Origin of the sequence: Microbacterium sp. M28 (genome assembly GCF_025836995.1) — a bacterium.
Classification (GTDB): domain Bacteria; phylum Actinomycetota; class Actinomycetes; order Actinomycetales; family Microbacteriaceae; genus Microbacterium.
In genome coordinates this window covers 1,905,512-1,929,233 of sequence record NZ_CP107546.1, presented here as the reverse complement: position 1 = coordinate 1,929,233, position 23,722 = coordinate 1,905,512, and the positions used below count along the sequence as shown (strand labels likewise).

The 23,722-nt window shown below is 67.3% G+C and carries 21 protein-coding genes and 2 tRNA genes; 17 read left to right on the top strand and 6 right to left on the bottom strand.

Annotated features, from left to right (window positions below; genetic code table 11):
• Positions 1-23 precede the first annotated feature (23 nt).
• The 3 genes from OED01_RS09535 to OED01_RS09525 all read right to left on the bottom strand — a co-directional run bounded on the left by OED01_RS09535 (position 24) and on the right by OED01_RS09525 (position 1,959).
• Positions 24-575: a SipW-dependent-type signal peptide-containing protein gene (locus OED01_RS09535; RefSeq protein ID WP_264155042.1), complete on the bottom strand. Its 552-nt coding sequence runs from the start codon at positions 573-575 to the stop codon at positions 24-26.
• A 95-nt stretch (positions 576-670) separates the two neighbouring features.
• Entirely contained in the window at positions 671-1,858 is a 1,188-nt protein-coding gene (locus OED01_RS09530) for a hypothetical protein (protein ID WP_264155041.1), read from the bottom strand.
• 27 nt (positions 1,859-1,885) lie between these two features.
• Positions 1,886-1,959: transfer RNA gene (locus OED01_RS09525), tRNA-Gly, on the bottom strand.
• Between the two features lie 109 nt (positions 1,960-2,068).
• Here OED01_RS09525 and OED01_RS09520 point away from each other — a divergent pair.
• The 11 genes from OED01_RS09520 to OED01_RS09470 all read left to right on the top strand — a co-directional run bounded on the left by OED01_RS09520 (position 2,069) and on the right by OED01_RS09470 (position 12,528).
• Positions 2,069-2,142, top strand: a tRNA-Pro gene (locus OED01_RS09520).
• A 61-nt stretch (positions 2,143-2,203) separates the two neighbouring features.
• Positions 2,204-3,703, top strand: a complete 1,500-nt coding sequence (tig, locus tag OED01_RS09515; protein WP_264155040.1) for a trigger factor — start codon at positions 2,204-2,206, stop codon at positions 3,701-3,703.
• A gap of 66 nt (positions 3,704-3,769) precedes the next feature.
• The gene (locus OED01_RS09510; protein WP_264155039.1) at positions 3,770-4,264 is read left to right on the top strand and encodes a tetratricopeptide repeat protein; all 495 of its coding nucleotides are present in this window, start codon (positions 3,770-3,772) and stop codon (positions 4,262-4,264) included.
• Between the two features lie 81 nt (positions 4,265-4,345).
• Complete coding sequence (locus tag OED01_RS09505) at positions 4,346-4,942, top strand: ATP-dependent Clp protease proteolytic subunit (RefSeq protein ID WP_264155038.1); 597 nt, start codon at positions 4,346-4,348, stop codon at positions 4,940-4,942.
• 20 nt (positions 4,943-4,962) lie between these two features.
• On the top strand, positions 4,963-5,604 hold the full coding sequence (locus OED01_RS09500; RefSeq protein WP_264155037.1) for an ATP-dependent Clp protease proteolytic subunit: 642 nt from the start codon (positions 4,963-4,965) through the stop codon (positions 5,602-5,604).
• Positions 5,605-5,767: 163 nt separating this feature from the next.
• Positions 5,768-6,703, top strand: coding sequence for a sugar-binding transcriptional regulator (locus tag OED01_RS09495; protein WP_264155036.1), 936 nt, complete (start codon positions 5,768-5,770; stop codon positions 6,701-6,703).
• Between the two features lie 29 nt (positions 6,704-6,732).
• On the top strand, positions 6,733-7,701 hold the full coding sequence (gene deoC, locus OED01_RS09490) for a deoxyribose-phosphate aldolase (RefSeq protein ID WP_462937630.1): 969 nt from the start codon (positions 6,733-6,735) through the stop codon (positions 7,699-7,701).
• Positions 7,702-7,715: 14 nt separating this feature from the next.
• Positions 7,716-9,158: an aldehyde dehydrogenase family protein gene (locus tag OED01_RS09485; RefSeq protein WP_264155034.1), complete on the top strand. Its 1,443-nt coding sequence runs from the start codon at positions 7,716-7,718 to the stop codon at positions 9,156-9,158.
• Positions 9,155-10,006: an aldehyde dehydrogenase family protein gene (locus OED01_RS09480; protein ID WP_264155033.1), complete on the top strand. Its 852-nt coding sequence runs from the start codon at positions 9,155-9,157 to the stop codon at positions 10,004-10,006. Before OED01_RS09485 ends, OED01_RS09480 begins: the two co-directional genes overlap by 4 nt.
• A 98-nt stretch (positions 10,007-10,104) precedes the next feature.
• Positions 10,105-11,373 (top strand): ATP-dependent Clp protease ATP-binding subunit ClpX, encoded by a 1,269-nt coding sequence (gene clpX, locus OED01_RS09475; RefSeq protein ID WP_264155032.1) that lies wholly within the window; start codon positions 10,105-10,107, stop codon positions 11,371-11,373.
• Positions 11,374-11,415: 42 nt separating this feature from the next.
• Positions 11,416-12,528: an epoxide hydrolase family protein gene (locus OED01_RS09470; protein ID WP_264155031.1), complete on the top strand. Its 1,113-nt coding sequence runs from the start codon at positions 11,416-11,418 to the stop codon at positions 12,526-12,528.
• An 11-nt stretch (positions 12,529-12,539) separates the two neighbouring features.
• On the opposite strand, the gene OED01_RS09465 is transcribed toward OED01_RS09470, so the two are convergent.
• From OED01_RS09465 to OED01_RS09455, 3 genes are read right to left on the bottom strand one after another with little or no spacing between them, the layout of a single operon-like run.
• Complete coding sequence (locus OED01_RS09465; protein ID WP_264155030.1) at positions 12,540-13,034, bottom strand: GyrI-like domain-containing protein; 495 nt, start codon at positions 13,032-13,034, stop codon at positions 12,540-12,542.
• A gap of 38 nt (positions 13,035-13,072) precedes the next feature.
• A complete protein-coding gene (locus OED01_RS09460) occupies positions 13,073-13,717 on the bottom strand; it encodes a class I SAM-dependent methyltransferase (protein ID WP_264155029.1) in 645 nt (214 codons plus the stop codon).
• On the bottom strand, positions 13,714-15,762 hold the full coding sequence (locus tag OED01_RS09455; protein ID WP_264155028.1) for a M3 family metallopeptidase: 2,049 nt from the start codon (positions 15,760-15,762) through the stop codon (positions 13,714-13,716). Before OED01_RS09455 ends, OED01_RS09460 begins: the two co-directional genes overlap by 4 nt.
• Positions 15,763-15,876: 114 nt before the next feature.
• Here OED01_RS09455 and OED01_RS16435 point away from each other — a divergent pair, with 114 nt between their 5' ends.
• Genes OED01_RS16435 through OED01_RS09420 form a run of 6 tightly spaced genes read left to right on the top strand, consistent with a single transcriptional unit; the run spans position 15,877 to position 23,651 of the window.
• On the top strand, positions 15,877-18,222 hold the full coding sequence (locus tag OED01_RS16435; RefSeq protein ID WP_318841098.1) for an ROK family protein: 2,346 nt from the start codon (positions 15,877-15,879) through the stop codon (positions 18,220-18,222).
• Entirely contained in the window at positions 18,222-19,151 is a 930-nt protein-coding gene (locus tag OED01_RS09440; protein WP_264155027.1) for an ABC transporter permease, read from the top strand. The genes OED01_RS16435 and OED01_RS09440 overlap by 1 nt, the downstream gene beginning before the upstream one ends.
• Positions 19,144-20,034 carry an ABC transporter permease gene (locus OED01_RS09435; protein WP_264155026.1) on the top strand — a complete coding sequence of 297 codons (891 nt, stop codon included), beginning with the start codon at positions 19,144-19,146 and terminating at the stop codon, positions 20,032-20,034. The genes OED01_RS09440 and OED01_RS09435 overlap by 8 nt, the downstream gene beginning before the upstream one ends.
• Positions 20,031-21,029: an ABC transporter ATP-binding protein gene (locus tag OED01_RS09430; protein ID WP_264155025.1), complete on the top strand. Its 999-nt coding sequence runs from the start codon at positions 20,031-20,033 to the stop codon at positions 21,027-21,029. The genes OED01_RS09435 and OED01_RS09430 overlap by 4 nt, the downstream gene beginning before the upstream one ends.
• Complete coding sequence (locus OED01_RS09425; RefSeq protein ID WP_264155024.1) at positions 21,010-22,062, top strand: ABC transporter ATP-binding protein; 1,053 nt, start codon at positions 21,010-21,012, stop codon at positions 22,060-22,062. The genes OED01_RS09430 and OED01_RS09425 overlap by 20 nt, the downstream gene beginning before the upstream one ends.
• Positions 22,062-23,651, top strand: coding sequence for an ABC transporter substrate-binding protein (locus OED01_RS09420; RefSeq protein WP_264155023.1), 1,590 nt, complete (start codon positions 22,062-22,064; stop codon positions 23,649-23,651). Before OED01_RS09425 ends, OED01_RS09420 begins: the two co-directional genes overlap by 1 nt.
• Positions 23,652-23,722: the final 71 nt, after the last annotated feature.

Genomic DNA, 23,722 nt, shown 5'->3' with positions numbered 1-23,722 from the left:
GCGTCGGCTCTGCTCCATCCGACTTACTGCGAGACGGCGTTCCACTGCCATACGGCGGTGCCCGTCCCACCCTGCTCGATGTCGGGACCGGCGGTCACCTGGAGGCAGAGGTTGACGGTCTCGCCACCGGTGATCGTCGTAGGCACGGCCGTGCCCGCGGCGAAGGAGGTCGCATCGCAGCCGAAGGCCGTGGTCTCGACGGCTGCGAACGCCAGGTCCCCGCTGAGCGTGCCCGTCACCACGGGAGCGATCGACGTGAGATCCGCAGGGGTCGATGCTTCGAGTCGCAACGCGAACGGTGCGTAGACGACGTCGTCCGGGCTGAGGTTGTCGAAAGGCGCGGTGAACGTGAGCTCGGCGGCGCCCGCCTCGGACGCGTGGTCCGCGAACGTGGTGCCGTCGGTCGAACCTTGGAAGACGAAGGAGCCCGCTGCGAAATCGACGCTGGCGAACTCCGAATCGTTCCAGGCGGCGAGCGTCACGGCGGTGCCGACACCGAGGACGAGTCCTCCCGCCAGGACCGCGTAGATCTTCGTTCGCCGTGAATGGGCTGACCGGACAACGGTGGTGTTCATGAGTGACCCTCTCCGTCGGACGCCTGGGGCGCGCCCGTCCTCTTCCGCGCAAGCGTAATCCGCTTCGGGCGAATTGGATACCGGAATATCGCCAGTCAGCGGCAGCCGGCTGCCGCGTCGATCATCGCCTGAGACGGCGCGCCGTAGACGTCCGTGCCGTTCGCGCGATCGGTGAATCCCATGCTGATGGCCCAGGCGGTGGCCCACGCCTCGATCGTGTCCTGATCGGAGGAGTCGTACAGCGCCTCGCATTTGACGCTGATGGCGTGCCCGACCTCGTGCGCGACGAGTGCCTTCGCCCACTCAGCAGGCCACGACTCCGCGATGTAGTCCGACAGCGCGATCGTGGAGTAGCCGGGGTCGCCGTACCACCAGGTCGTCCAGCCGCCGTACGACGGTCCGTCATACCCGGGGACCGTCGGGGCCCAGTCGAAGTCGAGCAGCACGCCGGGTGCCAGGCTGCGAGCGAAGGCCTCGATCTCCACGCGGGCACCGTTGAGCGGGCCGGCCTTCTCTGCCAGTTCCGCCGCTTCGCTCTCGAGCAGGTCGGCGGCCGCGGATTCCAGCAGCGTGTAGCGCGCCGCCGCTTCGTCATCGAGCCGCTCGACGCCTGCGGCGTGCTCGGCCGCGCGGCGCAGGGCGACGATCTCGGGATTGCGTGCGTTGACGTGGGCGGCTTCGAGGTCGGGTGCCGCGTCCGCCGCTGCACGCACCGCCGCGAGGGCGGATTCCTCGACGGACGCGGAGGCGGCCGTCACGTCCTGATTGACGCTCGCGAAATCGTCCGCGCGACCCTCCAGAGTCGCCGTCTCCTCGTCCAGGCGTGCGCGTTCGGCGAACAGCTCCCACGGCCACGTCGGCTTCGACCCCGGGTCGGGGAAGCGCTCAGCGGATGCCGCGGCGACCTCATCCGTGACCGGCTGCACAGCCGCCAGCGATTCGTCCAGCTCCGCCCGTACGTCGGCGGCCATCAGCGTTCCGCTGTCGGAAGCGACGACGGTGTTCGCGGCATCCGCGTCGGCAGCGAGTTCGTCGGCGGCGACGGCGAGTTCGTCGCGCTGTTCCTCGGCGATGACCTCGGCATCCTCGAATGCATCGAGCGCGTCGTCGTACTGAAGGTTCGCCAGGATGTGGACTGCCGCGCACCCGGCGACGATCAGGACTCCGCCGAGGAGGCCCCACAGGACCCGTCGGCGCACACGAGAACGCGCCCGAACAGGCGGCGGTGGACTCGAGAACGTCGAGGGGAGCTCGTGGTCGCCATCGTGGGGCTGCCCGGTCACAGCTACCCCTAACGACGAGTGGAGGAGTGGAGGGGCTGACGAGAATCGAACTCGCGTCATCTGTTTGGAAGACAGAGGCTTTACCATTAAGCTACAGCCCCGGATCCGGCCCGGCTGGCGGGTCGTGAACCGACTCGTCAAGCATAGCGGACAGTTCGGACCGCTCTTGTCCGTTAGACTTCCTAGGGCTGAATCTGCGTGCGGATTCCCCGGGGCGTAGCTCAGCTTGGTAGAGCGCCCGCTTTGGGAGCGGGAGGTCGCAGGTTCAAATCCTGTCGCCCCGACTCTGTCCCACACGCTTCACGCCGCGCTCCCGCGCGGGAACCACAAGGAGAACACACCAGCATGGCGAACAGCACCGTCGAGAAGCTGACCCCGACCCGGGTCAAGCTCAGCATCACGGTCACCCCCGAGGACCTCAAGCCCAGCATCGCGCACGCGTACGAGCACATCGCTCAGGACGTGCAGATCCCCGGCTTCCGCAAGGGCAAGGTCCCCGCGCCGATCATCGACCAGCGCGTCGGCCGCGGCGCCGTCATCGAGCACGCCGTGAACGAGGGCCTGGACGGCTTCTTCCGCGCCGCAGCCACCGAGCACAAGATCCGCATCGTCGGACGCCCGTCCGCCGAGATCATCGAGTGGCCGAGCGACAAGGACTTCTCGGGCGACCTGCTCGTCGACATCGAGGTCGACGTCCGCCCAGAGATCGAGATCCCGTCCTTCGACGGCATCACCCTGACCGTCGACGCCGTCGAGACCGATGAGGCCGCCGTCGACGAGGAGCTCGACCGTCTGCGTGCCCGCTTCGGCACGCTGATCCCGGTCGACCGTCCGGCAGCCAAGGGCGACTTCGTCGAGCTGGACCTCGTCGCCACGATCGACGGCGCCGAGATCGACCGCGCAGAGGGCGTGTCGTACGAGGTCGGCTCCGGTGAGCTGCTCGAGGGCATCGACGACGCGATCGAGTCGCTCACGGCCGGCGAGGACACCACGTTCCGTTCCAAGCTCGTCGGCGGCGACCACGCCGGCAGCGAAGCCGAGGTCTCCGTGACGGTGAAGGCCGTCAAGGAGCGCGAGCTCCCCGAGGCCGACGACGACTTCGCGCAGATCGCGAGCGAGTTCGACACCATCGCCGAGCTCCGCGAGAGCGTCGCCGAGCGCGTCAACCAGCAGGGCGTCTTCACGCAGGGCTCGGCCGCGCGCGACAAGCTCGTCGAGGCGCTGCTCGAGAAGATCGAGATCCCCGTCCCGCCGCAGCTCATCGAGGACGAGGTGCACAACCACCTCGAGTCCGAGAACCGTCTCGAGGACGACGAGCACCGCGCCGAGGTCACCGAGGCGAGCGAGAAGCAGTTCCGCACGCAGGTCCTGCTCGACACCATCGCCGAGCAGGCGGACGTGCAGGTCTCGCAGGACGAGCTCACCCAGTACCTGATCCAGTCGGCAGCGCAGTACGGCATGGCTCCGCAGGAGTTCGTCGAGGCTCTGCAGTCGTCGAACCAGATCCCCGCGCTCGTCGGCGAGGTCGCCCGCAACAAGGCGCTCGCCATCGCACTCGGCAAGGTCTCGGTCGTCGACACCAACGGCAAGGCGGTCGATCTGAGCGACTTCATCGCCGTCGACGACGAGGACGAGGCAGAGGCCGAGGCTCCCGCCGAGGAGAAGTCGGCCAAGAAGGCTCCCGCCAAGAAGCCGGCCGCCAAGAAGGCTCCGGCCAAGAAGGCGGACAAGGCCGAGTCGGACGAGGCCGAGGCTGAGAAGCCGGCCGCCAAGAAGCCGGCCGCCAAGAAGGCTCCGGCAAAGAAGCCCGCCGCCAAGAAGGACGAGGCCGAGAAGGCCGAGTGATCGCGGCGCGATACTGACGAGAAGGCGGATGCTTCGGCATCCGCCTTCTCGCGTGAGAGGAGATCTGTGGACACCTGGGAGGAACGCATCGACGCGGTCTGGGCTGCGGCGAGCGGTGAGATCGTCGACGGCGACGTCGTGGCTCGCATCGATGCCCTCGCCGCCGAACGCGGGCCGGACGACGGCAGGGCCGAGTTCGAGCGTGCAGGTGCCAGGGACTCGGCAGGACGCGAGGCGGAGGCCGTCGCGCTGTACCGACGTGCGCTCGCGCTCGGCCTCGACGAGGAGCATCGGCCGCAGGCCGTGATCCAGCTGGCCAGTTCGCTGCGCAACATCGGCGCGTTCGACGAGGCGCTGGCCCTGATCGAAGCAGAGACGCAGGAGCATCCCGACTCGTCGTACCGCGAGGCCGTCGCGGTCGTGCACGCCCTCGTGCTCGCCAGTGCCGGTGCACCGGCACGCGGCTTGTCGGTCGCCCTGCTGGCGTTGATCCCGCATCTGCCGAGATATCACCGTTCGATGACCGCGTACGCGCAGGAGATCGCCGACCGCGACACCTGATATGCCGACGGCGAACACGACCTGAGTGCCGCGTTGTCGCCGGTAGATTCGAAATCACCGAACACGGAAACAGGAGCTGAAATGGCTGCAGAACCCCTTGTCGCGACGAGCGTCTTCGACAGGCTGCTGAAGGACCGCATCATCTGGCTCGGATCAGAGGTGCGCGACGAGAACGCCAACGAGATCTGCGCGAAGATCCTTCTTCTCGCCGCGGAGGACTCTGAGAAGGACATCTACCTCTACGTCAACTCGCCCGGTGGCTCGATCACCGCTGGCATGGCGATCTACGACACGATGCAGTTCGTGCCGAACGACATCGTCACGGTCGGCATCGGCATGGCGGCATCGATGGGACAGCTCCTGCTGACCGCCGGCACCAAGGGCAAGCGGTACATCACCCCCAACGCCCGTGTGCTGCTGCACCAGCCGCACGGCGGCTTCGGCGGCACCGCGAGCGACATCCAGACCCAGGCGCAGCTCATTCTGTCGATGAAGAAGCGCCTCGCCGAGATCACCGCCGCGCAGACGGGCAAGTCCGTCGAGCAGATCAACGCCGACGGTGACCGCGACCGCTGGTTCACGGCCGAAGAGGCGCTCGAGTACGGTTTCGTGGACCACATCCGCGAGTCCGCGACCGACGTCGTCGGCGGCGGCGGAACCGACCAGGACACCAAGTAAGCGGAAAGCGAAGGATCACCATGTACACCCCCACCTTCCAGTCCGCAGGCAACCTGCCCTCCAGCCGCTACGTCCTCCCGCAATTCGAGGAGCGCACCGCCTATGGCTTCAAGCGTCAGGACCCGTACAACAAGCTGTTCGAAGACCGTGTGATCTTCCTCGGCGTGCAGGTCGACGACGCCTCGGCCGACGACGTCATGGCTCAGCTCCTGGTGCTCGAGAGCCAGGACGCCGAGCGCGACATCACGATGTACATCAACTCGCCCGGTGGCTCGTTCACCGCCATGACGGCGATCTACGACACGATGCAGTACGTCGCGCCGCAGATCCAGACCGTGGTGCTCGGCCAGGCGGCATCGGCGGCATCCGTGCTGCTCGCCGCCGGTGCGCCGGGCAAGCGTCTCGCGCTGCCCAACGCCCGCGTGCTCATGCACCAGCCGGCGATGGGCGAGGCCGGGCACGGTCAGGCATCCGACATCGAGATCCAGGCGGCGGAGATCCTCCGCATGCGCACCTGGCTCGAGGAGACCATGGCCAGGCACACCGGCCAGCCGGTCGAGAAGGTGAACCGCGACATCGATCGCGACAACATCCTTTCGGCGAGCGAGGCTCTCGCGTACGGCATCGTCGACCAGGTGCTCACGACGCGCAAGCGCGTCTGAGCATCCGTTCATCCGAAGAGGGCGACCCGGCATCCCGCCGGGTCGCCCTCTTCGTCGTCGGTGGACTGCGGATGCGCGGCCGGACCTCCTGCTCCTGCTCATATGCGCACTCGAGTGCGCATGCGTCGTTCGCTCGCTACGCTGGAGACGAAGGGAGGATGCCGTGGACGACGATCTGCTCACCGTGCGAGTCGCCGAGCTCTACTACGACGAGAGCAAGACCCAGGACGAGATCGGCGGCATCCTGAAGATCTCGCGCTGGAAGGTCGGCCGGTTGCTGACGCAGGCGCGTGAACGCGGCATCGTCCGCATCGAGATCGTGCATCCTCGAGCGAGGCGTCTGGGCATCGAGCGCCAGCTGACCGAGCGCTTCGGACTGGCTGACGCCGTCGTGGTACCCGCCGCAGACGACGACGCGACCACGCTCGAGCGCGTCGCCCAGGGCGCCGCCGATCACCTGGCCGCGCTTCGGCCGGTGCCGCGGATCCTCGGGGTCAGTTGGGGGCGCACGCTCACGGCTGTGGCCGAAGCGCTTGTCGACGGGTGGGCGCACGGCGTCACCGTCGTGCAGCTCAACGGGGGCGTGAGCCTGAGCCGCCGATCCGGGGGAGCCGCCCAGCTGGCGGCGACGATCGCCCAGCGCGCCGCCGGACAGGTAGCGCTGCTGCCGAGCCCCGCGATCCTGGAGCGCCTCGAGACCAAACGTGCGATCGAATCCGACCGCACCGTCGCGGGTGTGCTGGAGCAGGCCGCGAACGCGAACGCATTCCTGTTCAGCGCCGGCCCGTGCGACCGCACGTCCGCGCACGTCGAGAACGGGTACCTCGACGTCGACGACGTCGCCGAGCTCGCACGCCGCGGCGCCGTGGGCGACGTACTGGGACGATACGTCGACGCGGACGGCAACGTCGTCGACCCCGAACTCGACGCGCGCACGGTCGGCGTGTCGCTCGAGCGGCTGCGCGCCGCGGACCGAACCGTCTTCGTCACCGCCGGTGCCGCCAAGCACGACATCGCGCGTACAGTCGTGACCAGCGGCCTGTGCCGCGTCCTGGTGACCGACGAGCCCACAGCCAGAGCATTGTTGGAGGAACAGTGACCACGAAGGAACTCACCCGCAGGTCTGCGGTGGACGTGCTGGGCGGTGACCCGGACGATGCGACGCTGCGCCGCTTCCTGCACGGGCTGCCCGGCGTCGACGCCGTCGGACTCGAGCAGCGGGCCGCCGGACTCGGCACCCGTTCGATCAAGACCACGTCCAAGGCGTGGGCGCTCGACAAGATCATCTCGCTGATCGACCTCACCACGCTCGAGGGGGCGGACACCCCGGGCAAGGTGCGATCACTGGTCGCCAAGGCCAAGACGCCCGATGCCGCCGACCCGTCGACCCCGCTGGTCGCCGCGGTCTGCGTGTACGGCGACATGGTTCCGTACGCGGTCGAGGCTCTCGGCGGCCTGCACGGCGATCCGGACGACGGGAAGATCTCGGTCGCGGCCGTCGCCACCGCGTTCCCCAGCGGCCGCTCGTCGCTGGAGATCAAGCTCGCGGACACCGCCGAGGCCGTGGCGGCCGGCGCTGACGAGATCGACATGGTCATCGACCGCGGGGCTTTCCTGTCCGGGCGGTACGGGCTCGTCTTCGAGCAGATCGCCCGTGTCAAGGAGGCCTGTCGTCGAGAGGACGGCACGTACGCCTCGCTCAAGGTCATCCTCGAGACGGGCGAGCTGAACACGTACGACAACATCAAGCGCGCATCGTGGCTCGGCATCCTCGCCGGAGGCGACTTCATCAAGACCTCTACCGGCAAGGTGCAGCCGGCCGCGACGCTGCCGACGACGCTGCTGATGCTCGAGACCGTCCGTGACTGGCACCGCGCAACGGGGGAGAAGATCGGTGTCAAGCCTGCCGGCGGCATCCGTTCGTCGAAGGATGCCGTCAAGTACGTCGTCACGGTCGCCGAGACGGCGGGGGAGGAGTGGCTGCAGCCGCATCTGTTCCGTTTCGGGGCGTCCAGCCTGCTCAACGATGTGCTGCTGCAGCGTCAGAAACTCGCCACCGGCCACTACTCCGGCCCCGACTACGTCACGATCGACTGAGAAGGAGCGCACACATGTCATTCCTGGAATACGCTCCGGCTCCGGAGTCGAAGGCCGTTCTGAACCTCAAGGACAGCTACGGTCTGTTCATCGACGGCGAGTTCGTCGACGGGACAGGTCCCGGCTTCACCACCATCTCGCCCGCTGACGAATCGCGCATCGCGGAGATCTCCGGCGCCAGCGACGAGGACGTCGATCGCGCGGTCGCGGCCGCGCGTCGTGCGTACGAGAAGACCTGGTCGAGGATGAGCGGACGGGATCGCGGCAAGTACCTGTTCCGCATCGCACGGCTCGTCCAGGAGCGCGCCCGTGAGCTCGCGGTGGCCGAGAGCCTCGACAACGGCAAGCCGATCAAGGAGAGCCGCGACGTCGACGTGCCCCTGGTCGCCGCGTGGTTCTTCTACTACGCGGGCTGGGCCGACAAGCTCGATCACGCGGGCCTCGGTGCGAACCCTCGGTCACTGGGCGTCGCCGGTCAGGTCATCCCGTGGAACTTCCCCCTGCTGATGCTGGCGTGGAAGATCGCCCCCGCTCTCGCGGCGGGAAACACGGTCGTGCTCAAACCCGCCGAGACCACACCTCTCACCGCGTTGATCTTCGCCGAGATCCTCCAGCAGGCCGATCTCCCGGCCGGCGTCGTGAACATCATCACCGGAGCCGGATCGACCGGGGCGCGACTGGTCCGGCATCCGGACGTCGACAAGGTGGCGTTCACCGGCTCGACCGGAGTCGGCCGCGACATCGCGCGTGCGGTGGCGGGCAGCGGCAAGAAGCTCACGCTCGAACTCGGCGGCAAGGCCGCGAACATCGTCTTCGACGACGCGCCGATCGATCAGGCCGTGGAAGGCATCGTCAACGGCATCTTCTTCAACCAGGGGCATGTGTGCTGCGCCGGCAGCCGTCTGCTCGTGCAGGAATCGATCCACGACGAGGTCATCGACCGGCTCAAGAACCGCCTGTCGACGCTCCGTCTGGGCGACCCGCTGGACAAGAACACCGACATCGGGGCGATCAACTCCGCAGCGCAGCTGGCGCGCATCCGTGAGCTCAGCGACATCGGCGAGGCCGAAGGCGCCGAGCGGTGGACCGCCGACTGCGCCATCCCGGAGAAGGGCTTCTGGTTCGCCCCGACGATCTTCACCGGTGTCGAGGCATCCCACCGCATCGCCAGGGACGAGGTCTTCGGACCAGTGCTGTCGGTGCTGACGTTCCGCACCCCGGCTGAGGCGATCGCGAAGGCCAACAACACCCCGTACGGGCTCTCCGCCGGTATCTGGAGCGACAAGGGCTCGCGCATCCTGGCGGTCGCCGACCGTCTGCGTGCCGGCGTCGTCTGGGCGAACACGTTCAATCGGTTCGACCCGTCCAGCCCGTTCGGCGGCTACAAGGAGTCCGGGTACGGTCGCGAGGGCGGCCGCCACGGTCTCACCGCCTACCTGAAGGGAGCTTCCGCATGAGCAAGCGTCTTTCCGTTCCCAAGACCTACAAACTCGCGATCGGCGGAGCGTTCCCCCGCAGCGAGTCCGGCCGCACCTACGAGGTCGTCTCGCCCAAGGGTGCCTTCCTCGCGAATGCGGCCAAGGCGTCGCGCAAGGATGCTCGGGATGCCGTCGTCGCCGCACGCGCGGCCGTGAAGGGCTGGTCCGGCGCGACCGCATACAACCGCGGCCAGGTCCTGTACCGCGTGGCCGAGGTGCTGGAAGGGCGTCGAGCCCAGTTCATCGACGAGATCGTCGCGCAGGAGGGCGTGTCGGCCGGAGCGGCCGCGACCCAGGTCGACGAGGCGATCGATCTGTGGGTCTGGTACGCGGGCTGGTGCGACAAGTACGCGCAGGTCGCGGGAGGCGCCAATCCCGTCGCCGGCCCCTACTTCAACATCTCGGTGCCCGAGCCGACCGGCGTCGTCGCGATCGTCGCTCCACAGGATTCCGCCCTGCTCGGCCTCGTCTCGGTCGTGGCACCGGCACTGGTCGCCGGAAATGCCGTCGTCGTGCTCGCGAGCGAGCGCTTCCCGCTCTCGGCGATCAGCCTCGCCGAGGTGCTCGCGACCAGCGACCTTCCCGGTGGTGTGGTGAACGTGCTCACCGGTTCGTCGGCCGAAGTCGCTCCGTGGCTCGCATCGCACGCGGATGTCAACGCGCTCGATCTCGCGGGCGCGGGGGAGCTGGAGTGGGTCGATCTGGAGATCGCCGCTGCGGACACGCTCAAGCGCGTGCTGCCTCCCGGCGTCGTGGAGGCGTCGCCCGCGAGGATCGCGGCGTTCACCGAGACGAAGACGGTGTGGCACACCAAGAGCATGGTGTGACGCGCATCTCAGGACACCGAGTCGTGCCAATGCGGCTCGGTGTCCGATGCACGGGTTAGGCTCGTCAGGAAGATCTCAGGATCCTGAGGAGGATGCGCATGGCTCGTATCGGTGAAAGCGCCGACCTGTTCAAGTGCTCGTTCTGCGGAAAGAGCCAGAAGCAGGTCCAGCAGCTCATCGCCGGCCCCGGCGTGTACATCTGCGACGAGTGCGTCGAGTTGTGCAACGAGATCATCGAAGAGCGCATGGCGGAGTCCGAAGCCTCGGGTGTCGCCGAGTTCGATCTGCCGAAGCCGCGCGAGATCTTCTCGTTCCTCGAGGAGTACGTCGTCGGGCAGGAGCCCGCGAAGAAGGCGCTCTCCGTCGCTGTCTACAACCATTACAAGCGCGTGCGTGCACGCAGCACGCTGCAGCCGGCCGAGCAGAAGGCCGACGAGATCGAGATCGCCAAGAGCAACATCCTGATGATCGGTCCGACGGGGTGCGGGAAGACGTATCTCGCGCAGACCCTCGCCAAGCGGCTCAACGTGCCGTTCGCCGTCGCCGACGCGACGGCGCTGACGGAGGCCGGCTATGTCGGCGAGGACGTCGAGAACATCCTGCTCAAGCTGATCCAGGCAGCCGACTACGACGTCAAACGTGCCGAACAGGGCATCATCTACATCGACGAGATCGACAAGATCGCCCGAAAGGCGGAGAACCCGTCGATCACGAGGGATGTCTCCGGCGAGGGTGTGCAGCAGGCGCTGCTGAAGATCCTCGAGGGCACGGTCGCATCGGTGCCGCCGCAGGGCGGCCGCAAGCACCCGCACCAGGAATTCCTGCAGATCGACACGACCAACGTCCTGTTCATCGTCGCCGGAGCCTTCGCCGGACTCGAGGACATCGTCTCGTCGCGCGTCGGCAAGCACGGAGTCGGCTTCGGCGCCCCGCTGCACGACAAGTCCAAGGACCTCGATCTGTTCAGCGAGGTGCTGCCGGAGGACCTGCACAAGTTCGGACTGATCCCCGAGTTCATCGGCCGTCTTCCTGTCGTCGCATCCGTCTCGCCGCTCGATCAGGATGCGCTGATCGACATCCTGACCGGTCCTCGCAACGCGCTGGTGAAGCAGTACCAGCGCATGTTCGAGCTCGACGGCGTGCAGCTCGAGTTCGAGGAGGACGCGCTGCGCTCGATCGCGGATCTGGCAGTGGAGCGCAAGACCGGCGCCCGTGGCCTTCGGGCCATCCTTGAGGACGTGCTCGGCCCGATCATGTTCGAGATCCCCTCCGCCGAAGACGTGGCGAAGGTCATCGTGACCCGCGCCGCGGTCGACGAGGGAGCACCGCCGACGGTGATCATGGAGCGCAAGCGCAAGAGCGCCTGAGAGCAGACCTCCGATGTCGGAGGCCTGCTCTAGGTTCGCGTCATGCGACCCTTCGAGATCTCCGTATCGGATGCCGTCCTCGCCGACCTGAACGCACGGCTCAGGGGAGCCCGCATGCTTCCCGACTCGCCGCGACGACCGCCCGGTGGTCTTTCCTCCGCCTATCTGGCCGAGCTCGTCGACACGTGGCGCGCATTCGACTGGCGCCGTCGCGAGAGTGACCTCAATCGCCATCCGCAATTCACGGCCGACGTCCATGGGACCCGACTGCATTTCGTCCACCGTCGCTCACAGGACCCGAATGCGCCGGTGCTGCTGATCATGCACGGCTGGCCGCACACCTTCGCCCTGCAACTGGACTTCGCCGACCGGCTGCAGGACTTCCACGTCGTCGTGCCCAGCTTCCCCGGTTTCGCGTTCTCGGATCCGTACGACGGCACGATGACCGAGAACGTCATGGCCGATCTGATGCACGCGCTGATGACGGACGTGCTGGGCTATCAGCGCTATCTGGTCTACGGGGAGGACATCTCGGCGAACGTCAGCGACCTGATCGCCTCCGAGCATCCGGAGCACGTCGCCGGCATCCTCGTGACGCACGCGCACTTCGGTACGGACGCCGAGCGGGAAGCGCTCGACGATGCAGAAGCGCGGGCGTTCTTCGATCGGCTCGCAGCGACCGGCGGCCCGGACGGTGCTTATGGACATGTCCAGGCCACCAGACCGGATACGTTGGCGGTCGCTCTGAACGACTCGCCCGTCGGACTACTGGCGTGGTTGGCGGAGAAGCTGGTCGAATGGAGCGACACACCGGCGGACGAGCCCGCTGCCGTCGAGCGGCGGGTGTCCCGCGAGCGGATCCTGACGGAGGCGACGATCTACTGGGCCACGCAGACCATCGCTTCGTCGTTCCGGCCGTACTTCGATCGTGGGGCCGATGCGTCCATCGCACCTGTCGACGTGCCGGCCGTCGTGGCGATCCAACGGCACGAGCACGACTATCCCGAAGTGCTGGCGCGACGGTTCTACCGCGACCTCCGCTCGTTCGAGCGGCTGGACGAGGGCGGGCACTTCGCGGCAGCCGAGGTCCCGGAGGCGCTGGCGGCACGAGCGCGCGTTCTCGCGCGGCAAGCCGGGCTCGTGAAGAGCAGCTGATCCGCGGAGAATCAGTTCAACGGCAGGATGAGATCCGTGCGCAACCGCTCGGGTGCCTCGGTCGGGTCCGAGACGTAGACCTCGATCGAGATGCCGCGCGGGGAGAGCCCGGCGGCATCCGCGCTCTCCACCAGAGCGGACCATGCACTGCCGAGGTGGTCGTAGGACCCGTGCGTCGTCGTGGCCAGCGCACGCCCGGCGGGCAGAACCGCGGGGGACACGGTGGTGCCGTTCGCTTCGACCGGCCCGGTCAGGGTGACCGCGACGGGAAAGCCGAGCTCGAGGTCGAACTGCTCCATCGGGTTGCCGCGGTAGATCGCGAGCGCAGGGCCTGCCGGCTGGAGCGTGCCGTCGGCGAACAGGCGGCCGATCGCCGCGTAACCCGTGTCGAACGCGGCGCGCACGTCATCGATGCGGATGCTCTCGTGCCGGACCACAGCGAGTGGATGCGGCTCGAGTTCGATCCGATCAGCACTGCCGAACGGGGTTGCGGGGAAAGCGGTCATGCGAGGCTCCTTCGCGGACGGGCGATGCTGGGGACAGCTTAGACGGAGCCGTCTGCCGCCCGCGATACAGCCGCGATCGGGGTCCACTTCGCGATGAGGAGCTCGTCGTCCCCGTCGATCCAGTTCGTGCTGCGCGCGATGGCGAAGCCCGCAGTCTCTGCCGTTCGCTGCAGCCGCTCGAGCGACGAGAACGGGACATGATCGCTGGGATACGGGATGCGCTGCGGTGCGGGAGCAGCCCCCCGATACTCGACGAACGTCGCAGTCAGCGCGTACCCGCCGGGCCTGAGCACCCGCCGCCATTCGGCGAGGGCCGCCGGAGCGTCGGGGATCGCATGCAACGCCGTCACGCACGTGATGAGATCGACGGAGCGGTCCGCGATCGGCAGTGCAGCCGCGTCGGCCTCGACCCACGTCGCGTCCGGCAGGCTGTCGCGCGCGACCTCCAGCATCCCGGGGGAGATATCGGTGCCTGTCAGACGCAGCTCCTCGCGGCGTTCGCGCAGCGCCCGAAGGACGAGCCCCGTGCCCGTCGCGACGTCCAGCACGTCGCGCACGGCGCTCAGATCCGCGTACGCCGCGACGGCCACGGCCAGATCGCGATGCATGCGACTGCCGTCGTACGTCGCAGCGCGAGCATCGAACGCCCGTCTGACCGCCTCGAGCCGGTCGGACCGGCTCACGCCTCCAGCCCGCGGCGTTTCAGCAGCGGCTCGATCTCGGCATCCCGCCCGCGGAAATCGCGGTACGCCTCGAGCGGATCCTTCGACCCGCCGACGCCCAGCAGGCGCTCGCGGAACCGATCGCCGGTCTCGCGCGTCAGGCCCCCGTTCTCACGGAACCACTCGACGGTGTCGGCGTCGAGCACCTCGCTCCAGATGTACGAGTAGTACCCCGCGCTGTATCCGCCGGCGAACACGTGGGCGAAGTACGTCGACGAATAGCGGGTCGGAACGGCCGGGTTGTTCAGGCCGATGGCCGCGAGCGCGGCCGCTTCGAACTCGGCGACGTCTGCGACGGCATCTTCGACGCCGATGCGGTGCCACGCCTGATCGAGCCAGGCCGCTGCCAGGTACTCGCTCGTGGCGTGCCCCTGATCGAAGGTCTCGGTCGCCTTGAGACGCTGCACGATCCCCGCATCCAGGGGCTCGTCCGAGTCGACGTGGCGGGCGTAGTTGTCGAGGACCTCACGCCACATGATCCACATCTCGTTGACCTGGCTGGGGAACTCGACGAAGTCGCGGAAGACGTTCGTCCCGGCGAAATGCGGGTACGTGACCGTGGCGAACAGTCCGTGCAGTGCGTGACCGAACTCGTGGAAGAGGGTCGTCACCTCATCCAGCGTGAGGAGGGTCGGCTGTCCGTCCGCCGGCTGCGAGACGTTGAGATTGTTGACGACGACGGGTGCCGTGCCGCGCAGCCGGGACTGGCTGACGATCGGATTCATCCACGCACCGCCGCGCTTGGAGTCGCGCGTGTACAGATCCAGGACGTACAACCCGAGCGCGCTGCCGTCGGCGTTGAACACCTCGAACACGCGTGCGCCGGGGTGGTACGCGACCAGATCGGTACGCTCGACGAACGTGATCCCGTACAGGCGGGTGGCGGCGAAGAACACGCCGTCGCGCAGGACCCGCTCGGCCTCGAACCACGGGCGCAGAGCCGCCGTGTCGATGTCGAACTCGGCCTTGCGGACCTTCTCGGTGTAGAACGCCCAGTCGTGCGCCTCGAGCGCGAACGGCTCTGTTTCTGTCGTATCGATGATCTGCTGCAGAGCGGCCTGCTCCCGTCGTGCGTTCGCGGCGGCAGGAGCTGCCAGACGGTGCAGCAGATCGGAGACAGCTTCGGGGTCGCGTGCCGTCTCGTCCGAGGTCACGTATGCGGCATGCGAGTCGTGGCCGAGCAGAGCGGCGCGCTCCGCACGGAGGCGGACGATCTCGATCAGCACGGCGCCGTTGTCGTTCGCGTTGCCGCGGGATCCCCGCGATCGCGACGCATCCATGATGCGGCGGCGCGTGTCCCTGTTCGTCAACGAGGCCAGGTACGGATGCCCGGTGAACAGAGGGAGCGCGACCAAATACCCCGCCAGCCCGCGCTCGGACGCGGCGCGGGATGCCGCGGACAGTTCACCGGGTGCCAGACCGTCGAGTTCCGCAGGGTCGTGGAAGAGCACCGCGAGGTCGTTCGTGTCGGCGAGAAGGTTCTTCTCGAACGTCGTCGTGAGCGTCGACAACTGCTGGTTGAGCACGGTGAGCCGCGACTTGGCGGCATCATCCAGTGCCGCGCCGGCGTGCGTCATCTCGCGGTGGTGGCGCTCGACCAGGTAGCGGTCCTCGCCCTCGAGGCCCAGCTCGTCCCGTCGCTCGTGGAGGCTGCGGATTCGTGTATAGAGGGCGGCGTCCAGACTGACGGCATCCTGATGCGCGGCCATGAGAGGGGCGAGTTCCTCGTCGATGGCTTGGATCTCGGCTGTCGCATCCGCCGAGCTGACCGTGTAGAAGGCGTGCGCGACGTTCTCGAGCAGAGCGCCGGCCCGCTCGAGCGGCACCATCGTGTTCTCGAAGGTCGGCTCGGCGTCGGATGCCGTGATCTCCCGGATCTCGTCGAGATGTGCGGTGAACGCGGCGGCGAATGCGGGCAGGTAGTGGTCGGGTCGGATCGCGGCGTAATCCGGCAATCCGTAGGGGAGGGCGGACGGCGAGAGCAGCGGATTGGCGTCGTCGGTCATGACACGAGCCTATGCCGTCGGGTCGGATGGTTGACAGCGGACGTCTCGGCCCGCACAATAATGAAAGTTGTTTCAAAACGGCTATGAAAGTCGATTAGAAATTGAGGTTCGAGGATGTCCGCCATCGACGTGAAGCTCGTCGCACAGTGCTTGTCGAGTCTGCGCGCACAGGATCGGGTGACCATCTCCGACCTTGCGGAGAGCACCGGGCTGTCGCGGCCGACCGTCACGGCGGCGCTGACCGCGCTGATGGATTCCGGTCTCGTCATCGAACACGAGGCGCGAGGTGCGGCCGGTCGCCCGGCCAGGACGTTCTCGCCGATCGCCGGATCCCCGATCGTCGTCGGACTCGATCTGACGCGCAGCACGGTGCGCATCGTGGTCGCAGACCGCACCGGACGTCTGCTGCACCGTCGGGATGCCGAGATCGCTCCCCCCGCGACGGCGCGCCCGAGCCTCGCGCCCGTGCGCTCTCTTCTGCAGCAGACGATCGAGCGGATCGGACGCCGGCCGTCCGACGTCGTCGCCATCGGTGTCGCCGTCGCAGGACTCATCGACGAGGACGGGCTGCTGGTCTCGGCGCCGCAGGTCGCCGAGTGGTCGGGGAAGAACCTCTCCACGATGTTCTCGGACTACTTCGGCGCTCCGGTGGTCGTCGACAACGACCTTTCGCTCGCGGCGGAAGCGGAGTCCAGAGGGGGAGCGCTGTCGGACGCGGAGGCGGGCGTCTACGCCCTGACCTGGCACCATGTCTCGGCGCGCGTCACGGCGGCGGGGCACGTTCTGCGCGGCCGGCGCGGCCGCGCAGGTGAGGTCGGGCTGCTCCGCGCCTTCAGTGACGTTGCAGTACCGCAAGGACCGTTCCTCGAAGCGGTGTCGCGCATCGCTGCGGAACTCAGCCGGTTGCGCGACGATCCCGCGGATTCACGCGGGAAGGCTGCGCTGGAAGCGCTGAGCGCGGCGATGACCCCTGCGATGGCGGCGTTGCTGCTCACCGTCGACCCGGACGTGATCGTCCTGGGCGGCGAACTCGGTGAGTTCGCGGATCTGGTCGCCGAGCCGCTTGCCGAAGGCATCCGCACCGCTGTGACGGGAATCGATGCCGGCCCTTGGGTCATCCGTGGAGGAGCCCTGGGCGCCGACGCGGCAGCGCTGGGAGCACTCGGTCTGGCATTCGAGAAGCACTCCTCCCGCATCTACGGGTTTCCCGGCGTGCCTGCGCCCACCCTCACCACCGATCTGGAGCACGAAGAGATGACCGCTGACACGCCGGCCGATGAGACGACCGAGTTCCGAGCCGCCGTCATCGGCGTCGGGGCCAGGGCAGGAGTGGCGCTGCATGTCAAGGCGGCCGGGGGCGTCGTCGTCGCCGCGGTCGACCCGGACCCGAGCACGCACGAGCGGGCATCCCGACTCTTCGGCGATGTGCCGGTGTTCGCTTCGGTCGCTGATCTGATCGCGTCGGGCATCGACGTGGACGGCGCGTTCGTCACGACCCCCGACTTCACCCACGCCGATGTGGCCGTCGAGCTCTTGGAGGCGGGCATCGCGACCTACATCGAGAAGCCTCTGGCGATCTCGATCGACGATGCGGATCGGATCCTCGAAACCGGGTACCGCACCGGTACGAAGGTGTACGTCGGGCACAACATGCGGCACATGCAGGTCGTGAAGATGATGAAGGACATCGTCGATCGGGGCGAGATCGGCGAGGTGAAGGCCATCTGGTGCCGTCATTTCGTCGGTCACGGCGGCGACTACTACTTCAAGGACTGGCACGCGGAGCGCGACAAGGCGATGAGCCTGCTGCTGCAGAAGGGCGCGCACGACATCGACGTGATGCACTGGATCGCCGGGACCTCGACCCGTTCGGTCGTCGGCGTCGGCGACCTGGCGGTCTACGGCGACGTCGAGTCCCGTCGGGACAACTCCGACCGCCGCATGGGGGACTGGTTCTCCATGAGCAACTACCCGCCGCTCGCGCAGCAGGATCTGAACCCGGTCATCGACGTCGAGGACATCTCGATGATCATGATGCGCACGGACTCCGGGGTGCTGATGAGCTACCAGCAGTGCCATTTCACCCCGGACTACTGGCGCAATTACACCGTGATCGGAACCGAGGGGCGGATCGAGAACTTCGATGACGATGCCGGCGGGGAGATCCGGTTGTGGAACGCGCGCAGCGACTACCTCGAGAAAGGCCATGTGCGCTACCCGATCGAGGACGGCGGCGACGGAGGACATGGCGGGGCGGACCCGCTCACCGTCGCCGAGTTCGTGGAGTTCGTCCGCAACGGCAGCGCGACCCAGACGAGTCCCGTCGCCGCGCGCGATGCCGTGGCAGCAGGGGTGGGTGGCGCCCTGTCCATCCGCTCCGGATCGCAGCCGTTCGAGATCCCCGCGCTGCCGGAGGGCCTGCTGAACTACTACGCCGCGCACCAGCCGACGAGGCACTGATGCTGCGGTACGCCCTGCGCCGCATCCTGATGATGGTTCCGACCCTCATCGGATCGACCTTCCTCGTCTACCTCCTGGTGTTCCTCATCCCGGGTGATCCTGTCGCGCGTCTCGCCGGCGGGGAGAAGCGACTGTCCGATTCCACGATCGCGGCGATCCGCGACCAGTACAACCTGGACGACCCGTTCTTCGTGCAGTACGCCAAGTACCTGTGGAACGTGCTGCAGGGGGACTTCGGGCACGACTTCAACGGGAACTCGGTGTCGACCCTGATCGCCACCGCGCTGCCCTACACCGTGGTGCTCGCGCTGTCGGCCTTCGTCCTGAAGCTCATCATCGGAATCTGCCTCGGTGTCTGGGCCGGATTGCGCCAGGGCAAGCTCCCCGACAAGCTCAATCTGGTCTTCACGATCTTCTTCCTGGCCGTGCCGGGCTTCATCATCGCCTACTTCTGCCAGTACGTCTTCGGCATCGAGCTGCACTGGCTGCCGATCTCCGGCGTTCAGGCAGGGTTCCCGCTCGCGTTCATCATGCCTGCGATGGTGCTCGCGCTTGAGACGGCATCTCCACTCGCGCGTCTCAGTCGGACGAGTCTGGTCGACGTGCTGCGCTCCGATTTCATCGTGACGGCGACCGCGAAGGGACTCGCACCCAGGCGCATCATGTGGGTGCATGCGCTGCGCAACGCCTTCATGCCCGTCGTCACCTATCTCGGGCTGAGCCTGGCAGCGCTGCTCGGCGGCTCCGTGCTCATCGAGACGATCTTCAACCTGCCGGGGCTTGGTGGCACCCTGGCCCGCGCGATCGACACGCAGAACGGCCCTGTCGTCGTCGGCGTGTCCATCTTCCTGCTGCTGTTCTACCTGGTCGCTGCGCTCGTCGTCGACCTCCTGTATCCGATCATCGATCCGCGGGTGCGCCATGTCTGAATCCACCACGACCCTCATCGCCGCGCGGGTACGACGATCGCGCCCACGAAGCGGTCTGCGCGGCCTGTGGAAGAGCCCCTTCTTCGACATCGCGGCGCTGATCATCGTGACCGTGACTCTGATGGCCGTCTTCCCGATGCTGTTCACGCAGATCGATCCCCGGGACTGCGACCTCACCAAGTCACGCGTCGGTCCGGAGCCCGGACACATCATGGGATACGACATCCAGGGATGCGATTACTGGTCGAACATCGTGCACGGCGCCCGCACCTCGCTCGAGGTCGGGGTCTTCACGGCTCTCATCACGTTCGTCGTCGCGCTGATCGCCGGCGCTCTCGCCGGGTATTTCGGGGGAGTCGTGGACTCGGTGATCTCGTGGACATCGAACGTCATCCTGGGCATCCCGGTCGGGATCGCGAGCCTCGTGATCCTCTACCAGTTCCAGTCCAGAACCGTGTGGACGATCGTGTTCGTCCTGGTGCTCTTCAGCTGGGCGGGAACCATGCGCTACATGCGCAGCTCGGTGATGCAGGTGCGCAACCTGGAGTACATCCAGGCAGCCAGGGGGCTGGGCGTCGGTCCGTGGCGGATCCTCGGCTCGCACGTCATTCCGAATGCGGTGACACCGCTGATCGTCATGACGACGCTCTCCGTGGGTGCGGGGATGGCTGCGGAGGCGGGGTTCTCGATCCTCGGAGTCGGACTGAAGCTGCCCGCCTATTCCTGGGGGATCCAGATCGCGTTGGCGAGCCAGGACGGCAATTGGCAGATCGCCCCGCTCCTGATGTTCTTCCCCGCGCTGATGCTCGGCCTGACCACGCTCGCCTTCGTCGTGCTCGGCGAGAGCCTGCGTGACGCCCTCGACCCGAAAGCCCGCCGATGACCGCGCTGCTGGAGGTTCAGAACCTCTCCCTCGAGTTCCGATCACCCGGCAATCCGCCGATCCCTGCCCTGGAGGACGTGAGCTTCCATCTCGACCGCGGGGAGACTCTCGCTGTCCTCGGCGAGTCCGGCTCGGGCAAGAGCATCACTGCCAAGGCCATCATGGGGATTCTGCCGAAGCCGGCGTCGCGTGTGACCTCTGGTCGGATCCTGTTCGACGGCGACGACCTGCTCACCGTGTCGCCGGCCCGACTGCGGAGCGTGCAGGGAGCGCGCATCGCCATGGTCTTCCAGGACGCGCTGAGCGCGCTCAACCCGGTGCAGACGGTCTCCACGCAGATCGCCGAACTGTACCGAGTGCACCGTGGGATGTCGAAGAAGCAGGCGCATGACGCGGCGGTCGAGATGATGCGGGCCGTGCGCATACCGGATGCTGCGAAACGGGCACAGGACTATCCGTTCCAGTTCTCCGGCGGAATGCGTCAGCGCATCATGATCGCGATGGCGCTCGCGCTGGACCCGGACGTCCTCATCGCGGACGAGCCGACCACCGCTCTGGATGCCACAGTGCAGGCGCAGATCCTGGAACTGCTCGCGGAGATCACCCGCGAGCGCCGGATGGCACTGCTCATGATCACGCATGACCTCGGGGTGGCAGGCCAGCTCGCCGACCGCGCCCTCATCATGTACGCCGGTCGCGTCGCCGAGGCCGGCCCGATCGGCTCCCTGTTCGCCAGCCCGGCCCATCCGTACACCAAGGGCCTGCTCGGGTCGATTCCGAGCGCCGCCCACCGCGGCGGTGACCTGCCGACGATCCAGGGCATGCCGCCGGACATCGCCCACCGCCCACCAGGATGCAGCTTCAACCCCCGCTGCGCGTATGCGACGGCCGAATGCCGAAGCGTCGTTCCCGCGCTCGAGATCGTCGCACCGGAGCGTGCCGCCGCGTGTCACCACAAGGAGGAGGTGATCGCCGATGCCGTTGTTGGAGCTTGAATCGGTACGCCGCTACTACAAGCAGAAGCACACGATGTTCTCCAGGGCATCCCACGCACCCGTGCGCGCGATCGACGGGGTGGACTTCACGGTCGAGCAGGGCGAGACCGTCGGCCTCGTCGGCGAATCCGGATGCGGGAAGTCGACGCTCGCGCGCATCATCTGCGGCCTCGAGGACCCGGATGAAGGCACGGTGCGCTGGAGCGGCGCCGACGTCGGCGCCATGACGAGGGCTGAGCGCAAGACTCTGCTGCACCGCGAAGTGCAGATGGTGTTCCAGGACCCGCATGCCTCGCTCGACCCTCGGCGGTCGATCGGCCAGTCGATCGCCGAGGGCATCACCACTCACGCACTACTGCCCGCGTCGCAGGTGGAGCAGCGGGTGCAGGAGCTGCTTGCTCAGGTCGGACTGAATCCGGACCACGCTCATCGCTACCCGCACGAGTTCTCCGGAGGGCAGCTGCAGCGCATCGGCATCGCGAGAGCCCTGGCCGTCGAGCCGAAACTGCTGGTCTGCGACGAGCCGGTGTCCGCCTTGGACATCTCGGTGCGGGCCCAGGTCCTCAACCTCCTGAACCGGCTCAAGCGCGAGCTCGGGCTGTCGATCATCTTCATCGCGCACGACCTCGACGTGGTTCAGCACATGTCGGACCGCATCGTGACCATGTATCTCGGCAAGGTCGTCGAGCAGGGGTCCTGCGACGACGTGTACGGTGCGACCGCACATCCTTACACGCGCGCTCTGCTCTCGGCGATCCCCCGCACGCTGGCGCCGGACGAGCGACTGGAGCGCGTCGTTCTCGAGGGCGACCCGCCGTCACCGATCGATCCGCCTCCCGGGTGCCCCTTCCACACCCGCTGCTACACCGCGATCGAGCGCTGCGCCATGGACACACCAGGACTGCTTCCTGTTCCCGGCGGTGCCGACACGCACCGAGCATCCTGTCACCTCGCCGACCAGGTCACCGTGTCGCTGATCGGCATGATCACGACCGTCGGATCCTCCCCAACCCCCTCCGAAAGGAACCACTGATGAATCGAATGAGGAGTCGCCTCGCGGTCGGCATCGTCGCCGCCGCAGCGACCACCACCCTGCTGACGGGCTGTCTCGGACAGCCTGCAGGAGGCACGGCAGACGGAGAGACCTCGCTGGTCGCCGTGAACAACGGCGAGATCGGTCGGATCACCGGAGCGCAGAATCCGGGCTCGCAGATCGCGATGGCGCTGTGCGAGCCTTTGACAGGCATCGAGGAGGACGGCACGGTCTTCATGCGCGGCGCGGAGTCTGTCGAGAGCGAGGACCAGATCACGTGGACGGTCACGGTGGCCGACGGGCACACCTTCTCGGACGGCACGGAGATCACCGCCCAGACCTATGTGGACACGTTCAACTTCGTGGGCGCCGGCGCGAACGCGATGCCGTCGAACTACGCCTACGGCCCGATCAAGGGATACGACGAGCTGAACCCGGCAGAAGGTGAGCCGACCGCGACGGAGTTCTCCGGCATCACGCTCATCGACGAGAGCACCTTCACCATCGAGATGAAGTCGCCGAACAACGACGTGCCGTACATCCTGTCGCAGCTCGCGTTCTGCCCGATGCCCGAGAGCGCGTTCGCGGATCCGATCGCCTACGACAAGAAGCCGATCGGAAACGGTGTGTACACGCTGGAGAAGCTCGACCCGCAGGTGGAAGCGGTGCTGAAGAAGGACCCGGACTATCAGGGCTGGGTACCGGACGGCGCCGCGGATGAGATCACCTTCCGCGTCTACACGGACACGAACACCGCCTACCAGGACGTCGTCGCGGGCAACGCCGACGTGCTGCGCAGCCTCCCGCCCGGCCTGATCGCCCAGGGGCGGAACGCACTCGGCGAGGAGGGGCTGACGGCGATCGACCGCAACACGCTGCAGACGTACTTCACCTGGCCGACGTATCTGGACGCGACGTTCCCGATCGAGGTGCGCCAGGCGTTCTCCATGATCGTCGACCGGGCGAGCATCTCGACCGACCTCTTCAAGGACGCGACCGTACCAGCGCCGTCGCTGATGCCGAACTCGGTCTCGGCATTCCGTGAGGACGCCTGCGGGCAGTACTGCACGTTCGATCCCGACGCGGCGAAGGACCTCATCGCGAAGTCCGGATTCACCGGCACCATCCCGCTGAACTACTCCTCCGAGAACACGACGGATGCCGCGACGGCGCTGGCCGTGTCGAACTCGGCGAAGGAGATCGGGCTGACCGTCGAACCGAAGCCCGTCCCGGCGGCCGCACTGTCGGAGACCATCAACAGCTACGCCCTCGACGGTCCCGTCATCCAGCTCTGGGGATCATCGTTCCCCGCGCCATCCGAGTGGGTCGCCTCGGTGTACGTCGACGCGAACTACCGCCTGCAGTACGAGGACCCCGAGGGACAGGCGCTCGTCGCTCAGGCGCTCGCCGCCGCCACCCCGGAGGAGGCGGACGAGCTGTGGCAGCAGGCCGAGGACCGCATCCTCGCGGACCAGGTCATCCAGCCGCTGTACCAGCAGGTGATGTACATCGCTCACACGGCTTGCATGACGCCTCATGCCGCAGGCGGCGACATGCAGATCTACCGCACCGAAGTCACCTGTTCCTGAGCAGAGCCCGATGGGGGCCGGGACGGGGTGCTGCTCCGTCCCGGCCCCTCTCAATGCGTCGGCGCCGCCGA